Here is an 18,354-nt window from a genome sequence, read left to right as displayed (position 1 = left end):
CCCGATGTCTGCCCTGTTTGCCGAACCCCGGGTGTGCATGACCCGGCGCGACGACGGCTCGACGATCCTGTCGAGCCCCGTCGCGCTGCCCGAGCCGGCGCGCTGCGTCGGCGCATGGCTGGTCCGCTGGGCCCGGGACGACCCGGAACGGACCTTCCTCGCCGAGCGCGACGACCCGGCAGCCGCCTGGCGAACCATCACCTACGGCGAAACGCTGACCAGGGTGCGCGCGATCGCCGCCTTCCTTCTCAAGCGCGGCCTTTCGGCGGCGCGGCCGGTCGCCATCCTGTCGGACAACGCCATCGACCATGCGCTTCTGGCACTTGGGGCCATGCATGCCGGCGTTCCGGTGGCGACCGTCTCGCCGGCCTATTCGCTGATGTCTCAGGATCACGAAAAACTGCGCGCCATGATCAACCTGCTGCAGCCGGGTCTGGTCTATGCCAGCGACGAGGCGCTGTTTTCGACCGCCCTGGCCGCGGTCGCCGACCGCCATGACGGTCTCGTCGTCACCAGCCGCCGTGCCGAAAATGGCGTGGCAACCGATTTTGGCGCGCTTTTGGCCGAAAGCGACGATGCGGCCGTCGACGCCGCCTTCGCCGCCGTCGGCCTCGACACGACCGCGCGCTACCTGTTCACCTCCGGTTCGACCGGCGCGCCGAAAGCGGTGATCAACACCCACCGCATGCTGACGGCGAGTCAGGAAGCCAAGGCGCTGACCTGGCCGTTTCTGGCCAGCGAGCCGCCGGTGATCGTCGACTGGCTGCCGTGGAGCCACACGTTCGGCGCCAACCACAATTTCAACCTTGTGCTGCGCAACGGCGGCACGCTTTATATCGACGCCGGCAAGCCGGCCCCGCATCTGTTTCATCACACGGTCGCCAATCTGAAGGAGGTCGGCCCCGATATCTGTTTCAACGTGCCGCGCGGCTTCGACATGCTGATCGGCGCGCTGCGCGAGGATGCGGACCTGCGCCACCGCTTCTTCACCCGCACCAAGGTCATCTTCTATGCCGGCGCGGCCCTGCCGCAGAACCTGTGGGCGGCGCTGGAGACGATGGCGCGCGAGACCACCGGCGCGGCGGTGCCGATGGTGAGTTCATGGGGTTCGACGGAAACCGCGCCGCTCGCCACGGACTGCCATTTCCAGGCCGAGCGCAGCGGCAATATCGGCATTCCGGTTCCCGGCACCGAACTCAAGCTGGTGCCGGCCGGCGACAAGCTCGAAATCCGGGTGCGCGGTCCGAACGTGACGCCGGGCTATCTGAAGAACAACGACCTCACGCGGGCGGCCTTCGACGAGGAAGGGTTTTACAAGATCGGCGACGCGGTGCGGCTCGCCGACCCGGAGCGCCCCGAACGCGGGCTGTTCTTCGACGGTCGCGTGGCGGAGGATTTCAAGCTGATGTCGGGCACCTGGGTCAGCGTCGGCGATCTGCGCGTGCAGGGCATCGCCGCGCTCGATCCGGTCGCGCAGGACATCGTCGTCACCGGCCACGATCGCGAGGAGGTCGGCTTCCTGGTGTTTCCCAACGCTGCGGCCTGCCGAAAGCTGGCCGGGCTGGGCGACGACGCGCCGCTCAGGGCCGTGCTCGATCACGAGCGGGTGCGCGCGCATGTGCGCAATGGCCTGGCCGCGCTCAAGGCGCGCGGCGGCGGCTCCTCGCGCCATGCGACCCGCGCGCGCCTGCTCGATGCCACGCCCGCCGTCGACGCGGGTGAAATCACCGACAAGGGTTACGTCAACCAGCGCGCCGTACTCTCCCGCCGAGCCGACGAGGTTAAACGTCTGCACGGCGAGGATCCGGCCGATTTCATCGGCCTCGAATAGGTTAACGACCGCTCATCGGACGAGCGGCATCGACAGGGCGGGCAGGACTTGGACGTCACCATCGCACTCTTCCTGATCCAGGACGGCATCATCAACGGCGCGATCTACGCGCTGTTGGCGGTGGCGCTGGTGCTGGTGTTCGCGGTCACCCGGGTGATCCTGATCCCGCAGGGCGAATTCGTCACCTTCGCCGGCCTGTCGCTGGCGGCGATGGAAACCGGCAGCGTGCCCGGCGCGGTCTGGCTGCTGCTTGTGCTGGCGGCCGCTGCAGCGGCCATGGACGCCGGCGCCGCGCTGCGCGAACGCAGCCCCGCCAAGGCCGTGCGGCTTGCCGCGTGGAACCTTGTGCCGGCGATCGCCATCGCCGCGGCGGTGCTGGCGATGGTGCCGCTCCAACTCGGGCTCGGCGTCAACATCGTGCTGTGCGCGGCGCTGATCGTGCCGATGGGCCCCTACCTCTATCGGGTCGCCTTCCAGCCGCTCGCCGACGCCTCGGTGCTGGTGCTTCTGATCGCGTCTGTCGGCGCGCATCTGGCGCTCACCGCGCTCGGCCTGGTGCTGTTCGGCGCGGAGGGCTACCGCACCTCGCCGGTCGTGTCGGGCTCGTTTCAGATCGGACCGCTATTCGTCACCGGCCAGAGCCTGCTGGTGGTCGGTGCCACGCTGGCGCTGCTTGCGGGGCTGGCGCTGTTCTTCGGGCGCACGCTGATCGGCAAGGCGCTGATGGCGTCTGCGATCAACCGGCGCGGCGCACGCCTGGTCGGCATTCCCACGATGCTGTCGGGGCGGATCGCGTTCGCCATGGCCGCGGCGATCGGCGTGGTTTCGGCGGTGCTGGTCGCGCCGCTGACCACGCTTTATTACGACAGCGGTTTCATCATCGGGCTCAAAGGGTTCGTGGCCGCCATCATCGGCGGGCTCGGCGCCTATCCGGCCGCCGTCGCCGCCGCGCTCGCCGTCGGTCTGCTGGAGGCGTTTTCCTCATTCTGGGCCAGCGCCTTCAAGGAAGTGATCGTCTTCGCCTCGATCCTGCCGGTGCTGTTGTGGCGCTCGCTGACCTCCACCCATGGCGACGAGGAGGATTAAGGCCGGTGAACCGACGCGACCTCACCCGCTTTTTGGTCTTCGCCGCCATCATGGTCGCGATCCCGTTCCTGCCCTTCGTGCCGGATTTCTGGGTCACCCTGCTCGATTTCGTCGGGCTGGCCAGCCTGGTCGCGCTCGGGCTGGTGATGCTGACCGGCGTCGGCGGCATGACCTCTTTCGGCCAGGCCGCTTTCGTCGGCTTCGGCGCCTATGCGACAGCACTTTTGACGACGGCTTATGGCTGGTCGCCCTGGCTGACCCTGCCGGTGTCGCTCGCCGTCACCGTGGCCGCCGCGCTTGTTATCGGGCTGGTCACGGTCAGGCTGTCGGGCCACTATTTGCCGCTCGGCACCATCGCCTGGGGCATCTGCTTTTATTATCTGTTCGGCAATCTGAAGACGCTGGGCGCCTATGACGGCATTTCCTCGGTGCCGCCGCTTTCCATATTCGGCATGCCGCTTCTCGACAGCCGGTCGTTCTATTTCGTGGTCTGGGGTTTCGTGCTCGCCGCGATCCTGGCGACCGCCAACCTGCTGGATTCGCGCGTCGGGCGCTCGATCCGCGCGCTGCGCAGCGGCGCGGCGGCGGCGGAGTCGGTCGGCGTCAATGTCTGGCGCGCCAAGCTCACCGTGTTCGTCTATGCCGCGCTGCTCGCCGGCCTGTCGGGCTGGCTCTACGCCCATTTCCAGCGCGCCGTCACACCGGGCGTGTTCAGCCTCACCGTCGGCATCGAATATCTGCTGATGGCCGTTCTGGGCGGCGCGGGTTACATTTACGGCGCCATCCTCGGCGCGGGCATCGTCGTGGTGTTGAAGAATTTCCTGCAGGACCTGTTGCCGCTTTTCTTCGGGGCCGGTGGCAATTACGAGGGCATCGTGTTCGGCATCCTGCTGATCGTCATGCTGCAGGGCGCGCGCGACGGGCTGTGGCCGGTGATCGCCGGCCGGCTCGGCAAAGCGGCGCCGCGCGTCGTCGACGCGACCGGCACCCTGCCCGGCCGCGGCTTCGACGCCGGCGACGGCGCCCTGCTGCGTGTCCAGGGCGCGCGGCGCCTGTTCGGCGGGCTGGTCGCGGTCGACAACGTCTCCTTCGAGGTCGGTCGCGGCGAGATCGTCGGCTTGATCGGGCCCAACGGCGCCGGCAAGAGCACGACCTTCAACCTGGTGACGGGCGTGCTGGCGCTGTCGGGCGGGGAAATCCATTTCGAAGACGAACGCGTCGACGGGCTCGGCCCGGAACAAATCGCGGCCCGGCGCATCGCGCGCACCTTCCAGCATGTCAAGCTGGCGCCGACGATGAGCGTGCTCGAAAACGTCGCCATCGGCGCGCATCTGCGCGGCCGGGCCGGCATGGTTTCGGGCATCATGCGGCTCGACCGCGAGGAGGAGCGCAGGATCTTCGGCGAGGCGGCGCGCCAGATCGAGCGCGTCGGGCTTGCAGAAGCCATGCATCAGCCGGCCGGCGCGCTGGCGCTCGGCCAGCAGCGCCTGGCCGAAATCGCGCGCGCGCTCTGCCTCGATCCGAAATTGCTGTTGCTGGACGAACCGGCAGCCGGGCTGCGCCATCTGGAAAAACAGGCGCTCGCCGACCTGATCCGCCGGCTGCGCGACGAGGGCATGAGCGTGCTCCTGGTCGAGCACGACATGGATTTCGTCATGCAGTTGACCGACCATATCGTGGTCCTGAATTTCGGCGCGCGGATCGCCACCGGCGCGCCCGCCGAAATCCAGCGCGATCCGGCCGTCATCGAGGCCTATCTGGGGAGCCCGGCGTGAGCGCGCTGCTGGAAGTCGGCGATCTGTCGGTCAATTACGGCCGCGTGGAAGCCGTACGCGCGGTCTCGCTGGCCGTGCAAAGCGGCGAGATCGCGACCGTCATCGGCGCCAACGGCGCCGGCAAGACCAGCCTGCTTGCGGCGATCATGGGACTTTTGCCGTCGCGTGGGCGCGTCGTCTTCGACGGCCAGGACCTTGCCCGCGTGCCGGCCGAGGAGCGGGTGGCGATGGGCATCAGCCTGGTGCCGGAGCAGCGCGACCTGTTCGGCACGATGAGCGTGGCCGACAATCTCGCGCTCGGCGCTTTCCGGCGCGGACGCGCCGAGATCCCGGCGCGCCTGGAACGGGTCTACGCGCTTTTTCCGCGGCTCGAGGAACGGCACCGCCAGGAAGCCGGGACGCTGTCGGGCGGCGAGCGGCAGATGCTCGCCATGGGGCGCGCATTGATGGCCAGGCCGCGCCTGTTGATGCTCGACGAACCGAGCCTGGGTCTGGCGCCGCTGATCGTGCGCGACATCTTGCAGACCGTGTCGGAACTGCGCGACGAGGGCGTGTCGATCCTGCTGGTGGAACAGAACGCCCGTGCCGCCCTGCGGATCGCCGACCACGGCTACGTGATGGAACTCGGCGCGGCGACGATGCGCGGCCCGGCCGGCGAACTCGCCGCCGACCCCCGCGTGGCCGAAATCTATCTCGGCGCCGCGCACGGCATGGCCTGAACGATAACGGACCGGCCCGGTCCGGCTTCTTCGCGGTTTGCGACGGGACGACAGAGCCGGCCGCGTGCGTTATCGTCCCGCGACAGCGGCGCTGCTTGTCGACGCCGCTGCCTGTTTCCACGGCCACCATGAAGGGCATCGATGGCGGATCGGCGCAAAAACATCCTCTTCATCATGTATGACCAGCTCCGGTTCGATTATCTGGGCTGCACGGGACACCCGCACTTAAAGACGCCGCATTTCGACCGCGTCGCGGCGATGGGCGTACGCTTCTCGCGCGCCTATGTGCAGTCGCCGATCTGCGGCGCCTCGCGGATGAGCTTCTACACCGGCCGCTACGTCCATTCGCACGGCGCGAGCTGGAACGGCTACCCGCTCAAGGTTGGCGAGAGCACGCTAGGCGACCATCTGCGCCAGGCGGGCATGGACGCCGTGCTGGTCGGCAAGACCCATATGCGCGTCGACGCCGACGGGATGGAGCGGCTCGGCCTGTCGCGCGACACGATGATCGGCGCGCGGGTGGCCGAGTGCGGCTTCGACCTTTGGGAGCGCGACGACGGGCTATGGGGCAAGGGACCCGACGGCTACTACGATCGCGGACCGCAACCCTACAACGACTACCTGAAAGCCAAAGGCTATCCAGGCGACAATCCCTGGCACGATTTCGCCAATGCCGCGCTCGACGAAAACGGCGACATGGCCTCGGGCTGGTTCATGAAGAACGCCGGCCGGCCGGCCAATATCGCCGAGGAAGATTCCGAGACCCCGTATATGACGCGGCGGGCGGAGGAGTTCATCGCCTCCGCACACGACCGGCCGTGGCTGTGTCACCTGTCCTACATCAAGCCGCACTGGCCCTATATCGTTCCGGCACCCTATCACGCGATATACGGGCCGGCGGATGTGCAGCCGGCTATCCGCTCGCAACGCGAGCGGCAGGACCCGCACCCCGTCTACGAGGCCTTCATGAACAACCAGATCGGCCGCGCCTTTCAGCGCGAGGCGGTGCGCGAAAAAGTGATTCCCGCCTATATGGGCCTGATCAAGCAATGCGACGACCAGCTCGGCCGGCTGCTCGCCTTCCTGGAGGAGCGGGGCGACCTCGCCGACACGATGATCGTCATCACCTCGGACCACGGCGATTATCTCGGCGACCACTGGCTGGGCGAAAAGGATCTGTTTCACGAACAGTCGGTCAAGGTCCCGCTGATCGTCTACGACCCGTCGCCGGAGGCCGACGCCACGCGCGGCACGGTCTGCGACCAATTGGTGGAATCGATCGATCTAGCCGCCACCTTCATCGAGGCCGCCGGCGCGGCGGTGCCGGACCATATCATGGAGGGCCGCTCGCTGCTGCCTTTCGTGCACGGCAAGACGCCGGAGACGTGGCGCGACTTCGCGGTGTCGGAATATGATTACGGGCCGACGCCGATGGCGGCCGAACTCGGTGTCGCCCCGGACCGGGCGCGGCTGTTCATGGTGGCGGACCGGCGCTGGAAATACATCCATGCCGAAGGGTTTCGGCCGATGCTGTTCGACCTGGAGACCGACCCGGACGAATTCCGCGATCTCGGTGGCGATCCGGACCATGCCGATGTTGCCGCGATGATGGCCGAGCGGCTGGCGGCCTGGGCGCGGCGGCCGTCGCAACGCACCACGCGCTCAAACGCCGAGATCGAGGCGATGCGCCATGGCGGCGGCCGCACCGGCATTCTGATCGGTCTCTACGACGACGCCGAGGTCGACCCGGAACTCACACAGGCTTATCGCGGCCGGCCGGGACGCGATTAGGTCCGTTCCGAAATGGGTTGACGCCACGGCGGCACGGTTTTCAGGCCTGGAGGGCGGCCCAGAGATCGCGCAACTGGCCGGCGGAGGCGAGCGGCACGCCGCAGGCTTCCAAAGCCCGCGCGGTCGCGCGCACGATTGCGGCATTGTCCGCGGCGACCGTGCCATCGGGCAGTTGCAGATTGTTCTCGAAGCCGACACGGGCATGGCCGCCCATCAGCGCGGCGGCGGTCACGCAGGCCGTCTCGCGCGGCCCGAACGCGCACAGCATCCAGTGCGCAAAGCGGTCGGCCGGCCCGTCGAGAAAAGGCAGCAGGTCGCGCGGCGTCGAGCGCTGGCCCGGCACGTAACGGCCGAGCACGAACAGGACCGGCACCGTTTCGAACGGCACCAGCCCGCGGCGCATCAGCCCGGCGAGGCGCGTCGCCTCCTCGGGCGCGTAGAGAATGATCTGCGGGGTGATGCGTTCGCGGGCGAGCCAAGCCAGAAAACGCAGGAATTCGGCCTCGTCGGCTGGCTCGCCGGCCAGTTCGCGCAGGGCCAGCGAGACGGCCTCCGGCCGCGTCTCGCGCACCACCTGCATCTGTTGGGCGGGCGTGTAGGCCCCGAGCGCTTCGCTGGTGACCTGAACGACGAGATCGTCGCCGACCGCACCGCGCACCGCCTCGGTCGCATCCCGATAGGCCTGGGCGTCGAGCAGATGCGCGCCCTGCCGGTCGCGCACGTGCAGATGGATCATCGCCGCACCGGCCTCGCGGCAGGCGAAAGCCGTTTCGGCCAGCTCCGCCGGCGTCAACGGCAGGGCCGGATGGTCGGCCTTGGTGCGCCGACCGCCATTGGGCGCGACGGCAATCGCGACCGGCCGCGGATCGGGCTGGTAAGCGTGCGGGATGCCGCTCATAAAACACCGTTTATTGCACAAATGGACATTGTGCAACATTTGTTGCATATCTCTCATTCGAGGTCTACAGTCCGACGATGGACCGTGACGCGCTCGCCCAAAGGATCATCGACAGCTTTCCCGACCTGCCCGCTCAGCTCGCCATCGCGGCGCGTTATATCGTCGACAATCCGGACGACGTGGCGTTGCTTTCGATGCGCGAACAGGCGCGCCGCGCCGGCGTCCGGCCCTGGACGATGAGCCGGCTTGCCAAACGGCTCGGTTATGACGGTTACGAGGAAATCCGTGCCCTGCACGCCACAGCCATCAGACAGGGCGAGCTCGGTTTCGCCGGCAAGGCAGGACGGCAGGCGGCCAGACAGAAAGAAAGCGGCGAGACCGCGCTTGCCCGCGACATCGTTGCCGCCGGCGCGACCCAGATCGACCGGCTCGCTGCGCCGGACAGCCTGGCCGCACTCGCCGACGCGGCGGCGCTTCTGGCCACGGCGCGGCGCATCCATTGCCTGGGCCTGCGGTCGAGCCACGCCGTCGCGGCGCAATTCGCCTATATCATGTCCTTTCTCGGCGACAGGACGGTGCTGCTCGGCACGGACGGTTTCGGCGGCTACGACGCCGTGCGCGTGGCCCGGGCCGAGGACGCGCTGCTTGCTGTCAGCGTCGCGCCCTATTCGCGCCTGACCCTCGACGTCGCCCACTGGGCAGCCGGCGAGAACGTGCCCGTGGTGGCGATCACCGACAGCCCGGTCTCACCGCTGGCGGCGATCGCCCGGCACACGATCCTGGTGTCGACGGAGAGCCCGTCCTTCTTCCATTCGATGGCGCCGGCCTTCGTGGCCGCCGAAACACTCGCCGCGCTGGTGGCCGGTCGCGGCGGCGCCGAGGCGCTGGCGGCGATCTCCCAGGCCGAACAGCAACTCGCCGCCTTCGGCGTGCATCATCTCGCCCCCGCTCCACGGACAGGACCATGACCCACATTCTGCATCGCCAGATTCACGGCACGCTGCCGGTCGCCGTTGCCGGCCGCGGGGTCGAGTTGTTCGACCGCGACGGCCGCGCCTATATCGACGCCTCGGGCGGCGCTGCCGTCTCCTGCCTGGGCCACGGCCATCCCGACGTCGTCGGCGCGCTGCACGAGCAGGCCGACCGGCTCGCCTATGCCCATACCGGCTTTTTTACCAGCGAGCCGGCGGAAGCGCTCGCCGACATGCTGATCGCCAACGCGCCGGCCGGCATCAGCCATGTCTATTTCGTCTCCGGAGGCTCCGAGGCGGTCGAGGCGGCGCTGAAGATGGCGCGGCAATATTTCGTCGAAAAGGGCGAGCCTCAGCGGCGCGCCATCATCGCCCGGCGCCAAAGCTATCACGGCAACACGCTCGGCGCGCTGGCGGCCGGCGGCAACGCAATGCGCCGGGCCCAATTCCGGCCGCTGCTGGCCGAAACCCACCATATCGAGCCGTGCTACGCCTATCGCCACAAGCGCGACGACGAGAGCGAGGAAGAGTACGGGCTGCGCGCCGCCCAGGCGCTGGAGGACAAGATACAAGAACTCGGCGCGGAGACGGTTATGGCCTTTATCGCCGAGCCGGTCGTCGGCGCGACCGCCGGCGCGGTGCCGGCCGTGCCCGGTTACCTGAAACGGGTGCGCGAGATCTGCGACCGCCACGGCGTGCTCTTGATCCTCGACGAGGTGATGTGCGGCATGGGCCGTACCGGTACGCTGCACGCCTGCACGCAGGACGGCGTGGCGCCCGACCTGATGACCATCGCCAAGGGTCTGGGCGGCGGCTATCAGCCGATCGGAGCGGTGTTGTTGTCGCGGGCGATCTTCGACGCCTTCGCCACCGGGTCGGGCCTGTTCCAGCACGGCCACACCTATATCGGCCATCCGATGGCCTGCGCGGCCGCGCTCGCCGTGCAGCGCGTGATCGAGCGAGACGGGCTGCTGGAGAACGTGCGCACGATGGGCGAACGGCTGCGGAACCTGCTGGCGGAGCGTCTGGGCACGCATCCGCATGTCGGCGACCTGCGTGGGCGCGGACTGTTTATCGGCCTGGAGGTCGTCGAGGACCGGACAACGAAAGCGCCGTTCGATTCGGCGCTGAAACTGCATGCCCGCATCAAGCAGGCGGCGATGGCGCGCGGGCTCCTGGTCTATCCGGCCGGCGGCACGATCGACGGCTCGCGCGGCGATCATGTGCTTGTCGCGCCGCCCTTCATCGTCGAGGATCAGGACCTGGACCGGATCGTCGACCGGCTCGACGCGGCGATCGACGCCGCGGTCGCGGAAGTCGGTTAGGGTCGGGGCTCGCCAGGCCGGCCAGGGCGCCGGCTGTTATCCGACGGATTTCTTGCGCCCATGCGCGCGGACGCGCCCACCCGCCCGTCGCCCGGCCACATCCACCAGCCGCCTGAATGTCGGGCATTCCATATGGGTCGGAGCCGAACAATCCGCGACATGGCGCAACGTATCGCGCAACGCCGCCAGTTCGCGAATCTGCCGGTCGAGATCGTCCGCCCTTTGGTGCAGAACCGCGCGCGGCAGTTCCGGAGCGCCATCCTTGCCCAGGATGCCGGCAATCTCGTCGAGCGAGAATCCCGCCGATTTTCCCATGGCGATCAGCTTCAGGCGCAATAGCACGTCGGCGGGAAACTGACGCCGCAACCCATGGCGGAAAACCGAGGAAATCAGCCCGATCTCCTCGTAATAGCGCAAGGCCGACGGCCGTATCCCGGTCCTGTCGCAAACGTCTCCGATATCGAGAAATTCCATGCTTGACCTCAAGTCAACTTGAATTCGTAGAATGCCCTTTCATCACATTCGAGACAAGGGGCAGCAAAGCCATGGAGCAAACCAGACAATCTGTTTTAGACGGTGCAAATTGGGGCGTTATGGCAGCGCTGGCATTGTCGATGCTGCTGGGCTCACTGGGTACCAGCATCGCCAATATCGCGTTGCCGGTTCTGGTCGGGGCGTTTTCGGCGCCGTTTCATCACGTCCAATGGGTCGTCATTTCTTATCTCGCGGCGCTGACGGTCTCGGTGATCGTGGCCGGACGCCTTGGCGACATCTACGGATTGAGGCGCATGCACCTTTTCGGCCTCGGTCTTTTTCTGCTGGCATCGCTGCTTTGCGGCATCGCGCCAACCCTGTGGGTGCTGATCGCAGCGAGAGCGCTTCAGGGCATCGGCGCGGCCTTTCTGATGACCCTGACCCTGGCGCTGATGCGCGAAACGGCGAACGAAACGCGCATCGGCCAGGCCATGGGCCTGCTCGGCACGGTTTCGGCACTCGGCACAGCCATCGGTCCATCGCTCGGGGGCATGATCATCGCGGCAACCGACTGGCGTGGGATTTTTCTGGTCCTAATTCCGCTCGCGGCATTGGCGCTGATCCTCGCCTTCATTTCACTGCCCATGGATGCCGGCGAGGATCGTACGCAAACAGCCAACTTGCGGACCATGATAACCGGGAGCCTGGTCCCCAGTCTTTTGGCCAATTGCCTGGTGGCCGCCGTGATGATGTCGACACTCGTGGTCGGCCCGTTTTATCTCGGTCTGGGGCTCGGTCTGAAAGAAGCGATGGTCGGTCTGGTCATGTCGGCCGGTCCGGCCATCTCGATGTTCAGTGGCGTCCCCTCCGGGCGCGCGGTCGACGCGTGGGGAGCGCGAGGGATATTGGCGATCGGGCTGACAATGCTTGCGGCCGGCGCATTTCTGTTGTCGGTTCTGCCGGAAACGTTGGGCGTAACCGGCTATGTCCTGGCGATGGTCGTTCTGACACCGGGCTACCAGCTCTTCCAGGCCGCCAACAACACCGCCGTCCTGGCGGATGCGCCCAAAGACCGCCGGGGCGGCATCTCCGGATTGCTGAGCCTGTCGCGCAATATCGGCCTGGTCGTCGGCGCATCCGCCATGGGCGCGGTCTTCGCCTTCGGCGTCGGCACGGCCAACCTGGCCAGCGCATCCCGTGCGGCGATCGCCAGCGGCATGCAACTGACCTTCATGCTCGCCACGCTGCTGATGGTCGCCACTCTGTGGATGACGTTTGGGCGCCGCACGCAGGCAAAGCGCCCCTGACCAGCCAGCCCTCCACGCCCTCCGCTACGCCGCGTCGCGCAGGACGAACACCGACTGGCGCGCGTGGCGCACCACGCGCGCAGCGTTGGGCCCGAGCAGGTAATCCTTCAGCGCCGGGCGGTGCGAGGCCATGACGATCAGGTCGGCGCCGAGCGCGTCGGCCGCCTTCATGATCTCGTCGTAGATCGTGCCGTGGGCGACATGTCCCTTGATCGTCACCTCGGTGGCGGGGCGGGCATCGAGCATCGTCTTCAAGGCCGAGCGGGCCGCCTCCAGCGTGGTCTCCTCGAAATCCTTCGGGAAGGCGGCGCCGACGATCGACATCGAATAGGTCGGCACCACGGTGAGGACATCGAGCCGGGCACCGTGCTTGACGGCGAGCTCCTCGGCAACGACCAGGCTGCGGGCAGCGATCGCGGGTTCGCCCAGGTCGACCGGGACAAGAATGCGCTCGAACATTAGCGGGCTCCTCAAAAAGCCGGAACGGTCTGCCGGCGGCGTTGCGACAGCACGATCAGCACGAGCAGCAACAGGGCGGGAATGTAAAAAACCTCCTTGGGCATCCGTTCGGCCGCAAGCTGCACCGTGGCGATCTCCACCGGCACGTCGCCGTAAAAATCGAACGTGTCGGTGAAATCGGTGAAGAAGGGCGTGCCGGCGAAGGGCTCATCGAGGACCGCCTTGCCGTCCTCCTCGCGCACCGGCAGGCCGGCCTGCTCGAGCCTCTGCAACCCGTCGCCCGTCGGTCCGAGTGCCGCCAGGATCGTCCGCTCGCTGATCTTGTCGGGGTCGTCGAAATCGGGGCCGGTGATCACCAGCCTCAAATTGGCCTCGTCGGGCTGTGCGGCGGCGATCGCCACCACCTCCGCCCCCGGGCGGTCCTCATAGGGGGGCTGGACATAGTCGAGCCAGAAGCCTGGCCTGAACAGGGTGAAGGCGACGAGGATCAGCGCCACCGTCTCCCAGAGCCGACTTCTGGTGAGGAAATACCCCTGGGTCGCGGCCGCGAACAGCATCATCGCCACCACCGCGACGATGAAGATGAAGACCGCCTTGTAGACCGTTACGTCGATCAACAGCAGTTCGGTGTTGAAGATGAACAGGAACGGCAGCAGCGCGGTGCGGATGTCGTAGGTGAAACCCTGCACGCCGGTGCGGATCGGGTCGCCGCCGGATATCGCCGCCGCCGCAAAGGCGGCAAGCCCCACCGGCGGCGTGTCGTCGGCCAGGATACCGAAATAGAACACGAACAGATGCACCGCGACCAGCGGCACGATCAGCCCGGTCGACGCCCCGACCGAGACGATGACCGGCGCCATCAGCGACGACACGACGATATAGTTGGCCGTGGTCGGCAGGCCCATGCCGAGGATCAGGCTCATCACCGCAACCAGTAGCAGCATGGCCATCAGATTGCCGCCCGACAGGAACTCGACGAACTCGCCGACGACCTGGTGTGCGCCGGTCAAGGACACGGTGCCGACGATCACCCCGGCCGCGCCGGTGGCCACCCCGATCCCGATCATGTTGCGTGAGCCGGCGATCATGCCGTTGAAGAAATCCGCCCAGCCGTCGCGAAAGCCCTGGCCGAAACCGCCCTCGCCGCGGAACATGCGCTTCAACGGCTTCTGGGTCAGCACGATGACGATCATCGACACCGTCGCCCAATAGGCCGACAGGGTCGGCGAAAGACGCTCGATCAGGATGCACCAGATCAGGATGACGATCGGCAGGATGAAATAGAGACCGGTGATGGCGACATCGCGCGGGCGCGGCAACACGTCCATCGGCGCGTTGGGGTCGTCCTGGGCCAGATCGGGATGGCGCGCGGCGCGCTCCACGAGGATGACATAAGCCGCCAGGAAGATCAGCGCGGCGGTCCAAAAGGTCATGCCCGGAAAGACGACCTTGATCCAGCCGAGCCCGTAATAGACCAAGCCGGCCAGGACGGCCATGGCGATAAAGCCGAACAGAACTCCGGCCAGACGCTGGGCCAGCGTGCCGATCACCGGCGGGCGCTCCAGCCCCTTCAAGCCGAGCTTCAGCGCCTCCAGGTGAACGATGTAGACGAGTGCGATATAGGAGATGATCGCCGGCAGGAAGGCGTGCTTGATCAGTTCGGGATAGGCAACGCCGGTGAATTCGGAAATCAGGAACGCGGCCGCGCCCATGACGGGCGGCGTAAGCTGGCCGTTGGTGGAGGAGGCGACCTCGACCGCGCCGGCCTTTTCCGGTTTGAATCCGGTGCGTTTCATCAGCGGAATGGTGAACGTGCCGGTGGTGACGACATTGGCGATCGAGGAGCCGGAATAGAGCCCCGACAGCGCCGAGGCCACGACGGCGGCCTTGGCCGGCCCGCCGCGCAAATGGCCGAGAAGGGCGAAGGCGAGCTTGATGAAGAAATTGCCGGCGCCGGCCTTTTCCAGCAGCGAGCCGAACAGCACGAACAGGAAGATCATCGAGGCCGAGACGCCGAGCGCGACGCCGAACACGCCCTCGGTCTGCATCCAGTAGTGCCACATCGCCTTGCCGAACGAGGCTCCCTTCCACTGGATCGCGTCGGGCATCCACGACAGATGGCCGAAAAAGACGTAGAAGACGAACACGCTCGCCACGATGACCAGCGGCAGGCCGAGCGCACGATAAACGGCGATGCCGAGCGCGAGCATGCCGATCGAGGAGAACACCAGATCGGCCGTGGTCGGCAGGCCGGCGCGGCCGGCGATATCTTCCTTGAACCACAAAAGGTAGAGGCAGGACGCCGCCCCCAGGATCGCCAGCGCCCAATCGTAGACCGGGACGCGATCGCGCGCGCTCGATTTGAACAGCGGATAGGCGAGCATGGCCAGCACCAGCGCGAAAGCGAGGTGGATCTGGCGCGCCTCCTGATTGTTGAAGACGACGTTGACGCCGGTCAGGCTGGTCAACGTGAAGGGGATGTTGGAGGCGATGTAGATCTGGAACAGGGCCCAGACGAAGGCGATCGCGATGATGATCCTGCCGGCGAGACCGGTTGCGTTGCGCGCGCCGCTCTCCACCTCCGCCACCATCATGTCGACATCGACGCCGGTTTTGTTCGTGGCTGGATTATCCGCCATCGCGTTGTTCTCCCCTCCCGGCAACGGCCCCTCCGCCGATGCAAAAAGGCCCGGGCGGTTTTCCGCCCGGGCCGCAGCGCGGTGTTACATCCAACCGCGTTCCTTGTAGTATTTCTCAGCGCCCGGATGCAGCGGCGCGGACAGGCCGTCCTTGATCATCTCCGCTTCCTTGAGATTGGAAAAGGCCGGGTGCAGCTTCTTGAAATCGTCGAAATTGTCAAAGACCGCCTTCACCACGGTGTAGACGACCTCCTCGGAGACGTCGGCCGAGGTAATGAAGGTCGCGCCGACGCCAAAAGTCGTCACATCCTTGTCGGTGCCCTTGTAGGTGCCGGCCGGAATGGTCGCGATGCGATAATACGGGTTGTCTTCGACCAGTTTCTTGATCGGATCGCCCTCGACCGACACCAGTTCCACGTCACAGGTCGTGGCCGCCTCGGTGATTGCGGCGGCGGGGTGGCCGATCGTGTAGATCATGGCATCGATCTTGCCGTCGCACAGCGCCTGCGCCATTTCCGAGCCCTTGAGCTCGGCTGCGAGCGAGAAATCGTCCATGGTCATGCCGAAGGCTTCCATGACGATCTCGGTCGTTGCCCGTTGGCCGGAACCGGGATTGCCGACATTGACCTTCTTGCCCTTGAGGGATTCGAAACCGTCAATGCCCGTGTCCTTGCGCACGACGAGCGTGAACGGCTCGGCATGCACGGAAAACACCGCGCGCTCTTTTTCGAACGCACCCTGCTCCTCGAATTTCGAGGTGCCGTGATAGGCGTGATACTGCCAGTCCGACTGCGCAACGCCGAACTCGAGCTCGCCGGCACGCACCGTGTTGATGTTGTAGACGGAGCCGCCGGTGGATTCGACCGAGCAGCGAATGCCGTGTTCCTTGCGGTTCTTGTTGACCAAACGGCAGATCGCGCCACCGGTCGGATAGTAGACGCCGGTCACGCCGCCGGTACCGATCGAAATGAACTGCTGATCCTGGGCCATTGCATGGCCGCTCAACCCAGCGAGCGCCACGCCGGACAAGGCGCCGACAACCAGTTTTTTCATGTTTTCCTCCCTCTAACTGGGGTTAAGTGGTGGCGTATTCAGGCACCATCGCGGCGCCAACGTCAACCGCCGCACCGATATTCGCCACACGTTACGGTCGTTGTCCAACGACCGTCTCTCGCACGCCACGGCCGTCAAAGCCCGCGATAGCGCGCTCCAAGCGTGTCGGTCCCTTCGGCTCACCCGGTCCCGGCGGCGCGGCCGCCGCGCGGGGACGCGACGTCGGCCTTGACACAATCCGCGAATTCGTCAAACGTTTAATGAATAAGGGAGGAAGGCTGCCGTGCTCACCCAGTCGCGCGCGGATAACGACGTCAGCACCGCGATCCTGTTCGCGGGCGAGAGGGCGTTCGCCGAGTTCGGCTACAACGGCGCCTCGATGCGCGCGATCGCTCGCGAGGCCGGCGTCAACCAGGCCATGATCGCCTATTATTTCGGCTCCAAGGAAGGCCTGCTCGAAGCGATCATGCGCAGGCGTTCGACCTTCGTGAACACGCAGCGCCAGGAGCGGCTCGCCGCGCTGCGCGCGGCGGGCGCGCCGAGCGTGGAGCAGTTGATCGATGCGTTCCTGCGCCCGTTGATCGAGCTCGGCACCGACGGCGAGCGCGGCGGCTACGCCTATGTGAAACTGCTGGCGGTGCTGACGCATTCCGTCGACGACCTGGCCAAGCGGATCGTGGCGGAGAATTTCGACGGCATCGCGCGCCGATTCGTGGAGGCGTTCCAGGAGGTCGCGCCCGCAATGAGCGAAAGCGACGCCATCCGCGCCTATCTGCTGTCGCTTGGCACTGGCATCGCCTCGATCGGCATCGAGGGGCGCGCGGGCCCGATGTCGCACGATCGCTACGACCGCGTCGACACCGAACAACTGATCCGCTCCGTCGTCGCCTTTGCCAGTGGCGGCGTCAGCAGCTTGATGCAGAAACGCTAAGCCAGACCAACGAACACCGGGAGGAAAAGATGTTCGTACCAACCTTGCGCAAGACGATGATCGCGGCCCTGGCCGTGGCGGCGGCGACGGCTGCCCGCGCCGAGACCATCAATGTGACCTACGTGGCCGGGCATCCGCCGGTCTTTCGCTGGGTCCGGCTGGCCAACGAGGTCTTCATTCCGGCCGTGAACAAGCAGTTGGAGGGCAGCGGGCACACGATCAACTGGGACGAGCAATATGGCGGCTCGCTGGCCAAGGTCGGCGACGAGCTCGAGGCCGTCGAGGAAGGCCTGGCCGAAATCGGCGGCATCTCGTCGGTCTTCGATCCAGCCAAGCTGTCGCTGCAGAACGTGACCTATTACACGCCGTTCGTTTCCAGCGATCCGAGCCTGGTGGTGGAAACCATCGACGCCCTGCACGAGACCAACCAGGCGATGCTGTCGACCTGGGAGGAAAACGGGCTCGAATATCTCGGCGGGCCGATCGCCATTGACGATTACGTGTTGATGACGACGTTCCCGGTCAACTCGATCGAGGACCTCAACGGCAAGAAGATCGGCGCGCCCGGACCGGCGGTGAACTGGCTGGAAGGCACCGGCGCGGTCGGCGTCTCGGGCAATCTCACCACCTACTACAACGAGATCAAGACCGGCGTGTACGACGGCGTGATCGTGTTCGCCACCGCCGCCCTGCCGGGCAAGCTGCACGAGGTCGCGCCGCACATCACACGGATCGGCTTCGGCGCCCAATATGCCGGTGCGATCGCGGCCAACAAGGACTGGTTCGACAGCCAGCCGGACGCCGTCCAAAAGGCACTCAAGGACGCCGCCGACACCTATAAGGCCGCTTATCTCGACGATCTCGACAAGGCGGTGACGGCGAGCTTCAAGGCGATGCAGGAACAGGGCGCGACGATCTCCGAGGTCGATCAGGAGTTCCGCCAGAAATGGGCCGCCGGCATGGACAACGTCGCCAAGAAATGGGCGGCCCAGGTCGACAGCGAGGGCAAGGCGGGGACCGAGATCCTGAAAGCCTATCTCGATGCGATCCGCGCGGCCGGCGGCGCGCCGGTGCGCAACTGGGACCAGGAATAAT

At 66.4% G+C, this 18,354-nt stretch carries 15 protein-coding genes; 10 read left to right on the top strand and 5 right to left on the bottom strand.

Going from position 1 to position 18,354, the window contains the following annotated elements; genetic code table 11:
- Nucleotides 1–4 precede the first annotated feature (4 nt).
- The 5 genes from EP380_RS01350 (at nucleotide 5) to EP380_RS01330 (ending at nucleotide 7,202) form a co-directional block, all read left to right on the top strand.
- Nucleotides 5–1,831, top strand: a complete 1,827-nt coding sequence (locus EP380_RS01350) for a feruloyl-CoA synthase (protein ID WP_238719659.1) — start codon at nucleotides 5–7, stop codon at nucleotides 1,829–1,831.
- 48 nt (nucleotides 1,832–1,879) lie between these two features.
- Entirely contained in the window at nucleotides 1,880–2,917 is a 1,038-nt protein-coding gene (locus EP380_RS01345) for a branched-chain amino acid ABC transporter permease (RefSeq protein WP_106572168.1), read from the top strand.
- Between the two features lie 50 nt (nucleotides 2,918–2,967).
- Complete coding sequence (locus tag EP380_RS01340; RefSeq protein WP_106572278.1) at nucleotides 2,968–4,692, top strand: branched-chain amino acid ABC transporter ATP-binding protein/permease; 1,725 nt, start codon at nucleotides 2,968–2,970, stop codon at nucleotides 4,690–4,692.
- Nucleotides 4,689–5,411 (top strand): ABC transporter ATP-binding protein, encoded by a 723-nt coding sequence (locus EP380_RS01335; RefSeq protein WP_106572167.1) that lies wholly within the window; start codon nucleotides 4,689–4,691, stop codon nucleotides 5,409–5,411. Before EP380_RS01340 ends, EP380_RS01335 begins: the two co-directional genes overlap by 4 nt.
- A gap of 141 nt (nucleotides 5,412–5,552) precedes the next feature.
- Nucleotides 5,553–7,202 (top strand): sulfatase-like hydrolase/transferase, encoded by a 1,650-nt coding sequence (locus EP380_RS01330; RefSeq protein WP_127595787.1) that lies wholly within the window; start codon nucleotides 5,553–5,555, stop codon nucleotides 7,200–7,202.
- A gap of 40 nt (nucleotides 7,203–7,242) precedes the next feature.
- On the opposite strand, the gene EP380_RS01325 is transcribed toward EP380_RS01330, so the two are convergent.
- On the bottom strand, nucleotides 7,243–8,100 hold the full coding sequence (locus tag EP380_RS01325; RefSeq protein WP_127595784.1) for a beta-keto acid cleavage family enzyme: 858 nt from the start codon (nucleotides 8,098–8,100) through the stop codon (nucleotides 7,243–7,245).
- 77 nt (nucleotides 8,101–8,177) lie between these two features.
- On the opposite strand from EP380_RS01325, the gene EP380_RS01320 reads away from it, so the two are divergent.
- A complete protein-coding gene (locus tag EP380_RS01320) occupies nucleotides 8,178–9,068 on the top strand; it encodes a MurR/RpiR family transcriptional regulator (protein ID WP_127595781.1) in 891 nt (296 codons plus the stop codon).
- Nucleotides 9,065–10,396 carry an aspartate aminotransferase family protein gene (locus EP380_RS01315; protein ID WP_127595778.1) on the top strand — a complete coding sequence of 444 codons (1,332 nt, stop codon included), beginning with the start codon at nucleotides 9,065–9,067 and terminating at the stop codon, nucleotides 10,394–10,396. The genes EP380_RS01320 and EP380_RS01315 overlap by 4 nt, the downstream gene beginning before the upstream one ends.
- A 36-nt stretch (nucleotides 10,397–10,432) precedes the next feature.
- Here EP380_RS01315 and EP380_RS01310 read toward each other — a convergent pair whose 3' ends face one another.
- Nucleotides 10,433–10,870 carry a helix-turn-helix domain-containing protein gene (locus tag EP380_RS01310; protein ID WP_106572163.1) on the bottom strand — a complete coding sequence of 146 codons (438 nt, stop codon included), beginning with the start codon at nucleotides 10,868–10,870 and terminating at the stop codon, nucleotides 10,433–10,435.
- 2 nt (nucleotides 10,871–10,872) lie between these two features.
- Between EP380_RS01310 and EP380_RS01305 the strand changes: the two genes are divergently transcribed.
- Nucleotides 10,873–12,177, top strand: a complete 1,305-nt coding sequence (locus EP380_RS01305) for an MFS transporter (RefSeq protein ID WP_420845825.1) — start codon at nucleotides 10,873–10,875, stop codon at nucleotides 12,175–12,177.
- 24 nt (nucleotides 12,178–12,201) lie between these two features.
- Here EP380_RS01305 and EP380_RS01300 read toward each other — a convergent pair whose 3' ends face one another.
- The 3 genes from EP380_RS01300 to EP380_RS01290 all read right to left on the bottom strand — a co-directional run bounded on the left by EP380_RS01300 (nucleotide 12,202) and on the right by EP380_RS01290 (nucleotide 16,328).
- Nucleotides 12,202–12,636 (bottom strand): universal stress protein, encoded by a 435-nt coding sequence (locus tag EP380_RS01300; RefSeq protein WP_127595775.1) that lies wholly within the window; start codon nucleotides 12,634–12,636, stop codon nucleotides 12,202–12,204.
- Nucleotides 12,637–12,647: 11 nt separating this feature from the next.
- Nucleotides 12,648–15,275 (bottom strand): TRAP transporter permease, encoded by a 2,628-nt coding sequence (locus EP380_RS01295; protein ID WP_106572160.1) that lies wholly within the window; start codon nucleotides 15,273–15,275, stop codon nucleotides 12,648–12,650.
- An 84-nt stretch (nucleotides 15,276–15,359) separates the two neighbouring features.
- Nucleotides 15,360–16,328 (bottom strand): TAXI family TRAP transporter solute-binding subunit, encoded by a 969-nt coding sequence (locus EP380_RS01290; protein WP_106572159.1) that lies wholly within the window; start codon nucleotides 16,326–16,328, stop codon nucleotides 15,360–15,362.
- Between the two features lie 283 nt (nucleotides 16,329–16,611).
- Here EP380_RS01290 and EP380_RS01285 point away from each other — a divergent pair, with 283 nt between their 5' ends.
- On the top strand, nucleotides 16,612–17,259 hold the full coding sequence (locus EP380_RS01285; RefSeq protein ID WP_106572158.1) for a TetR/AcrR family transcriptional regulator: 648 nt from the start codon (nucleotides 16,612–16,614) through the stop codon (nucleotides 17,257–17,259).
- A gap of 29 nt (nucleotides 17,260–17,288) precedes the next feature.
- The gene (locus EP380_RS01280; protein WP_127595772.1) at nucleotides 17,289–18,353 is read left to right on the top strand and encodes a C4-dicarboxylate TRAP transporter substrate-binding protein; all 1,065 of its coding nucleotides are present in this window, start codon (nucleotides 17,289–17,291) and stop codon (nucleotides 18,351–18,353) included.
- Nucleotide 18,354: the final 1 nt, after the last annotated feature.

The organism is Nitratireductor alexandrii (assembly GCF_004000215.1).
GTDB lineage: Bacteria > Pseudomonadota > Alphaproteobacteria > Rhizobiales > Rhizobiaceae > Mangrovimarina > Mangrovimarina alexandrii.
Note: the sequence above shows the minus strand (reverse complement) of the source record. Positions and strands in the feature narration are given on the sequence as shown.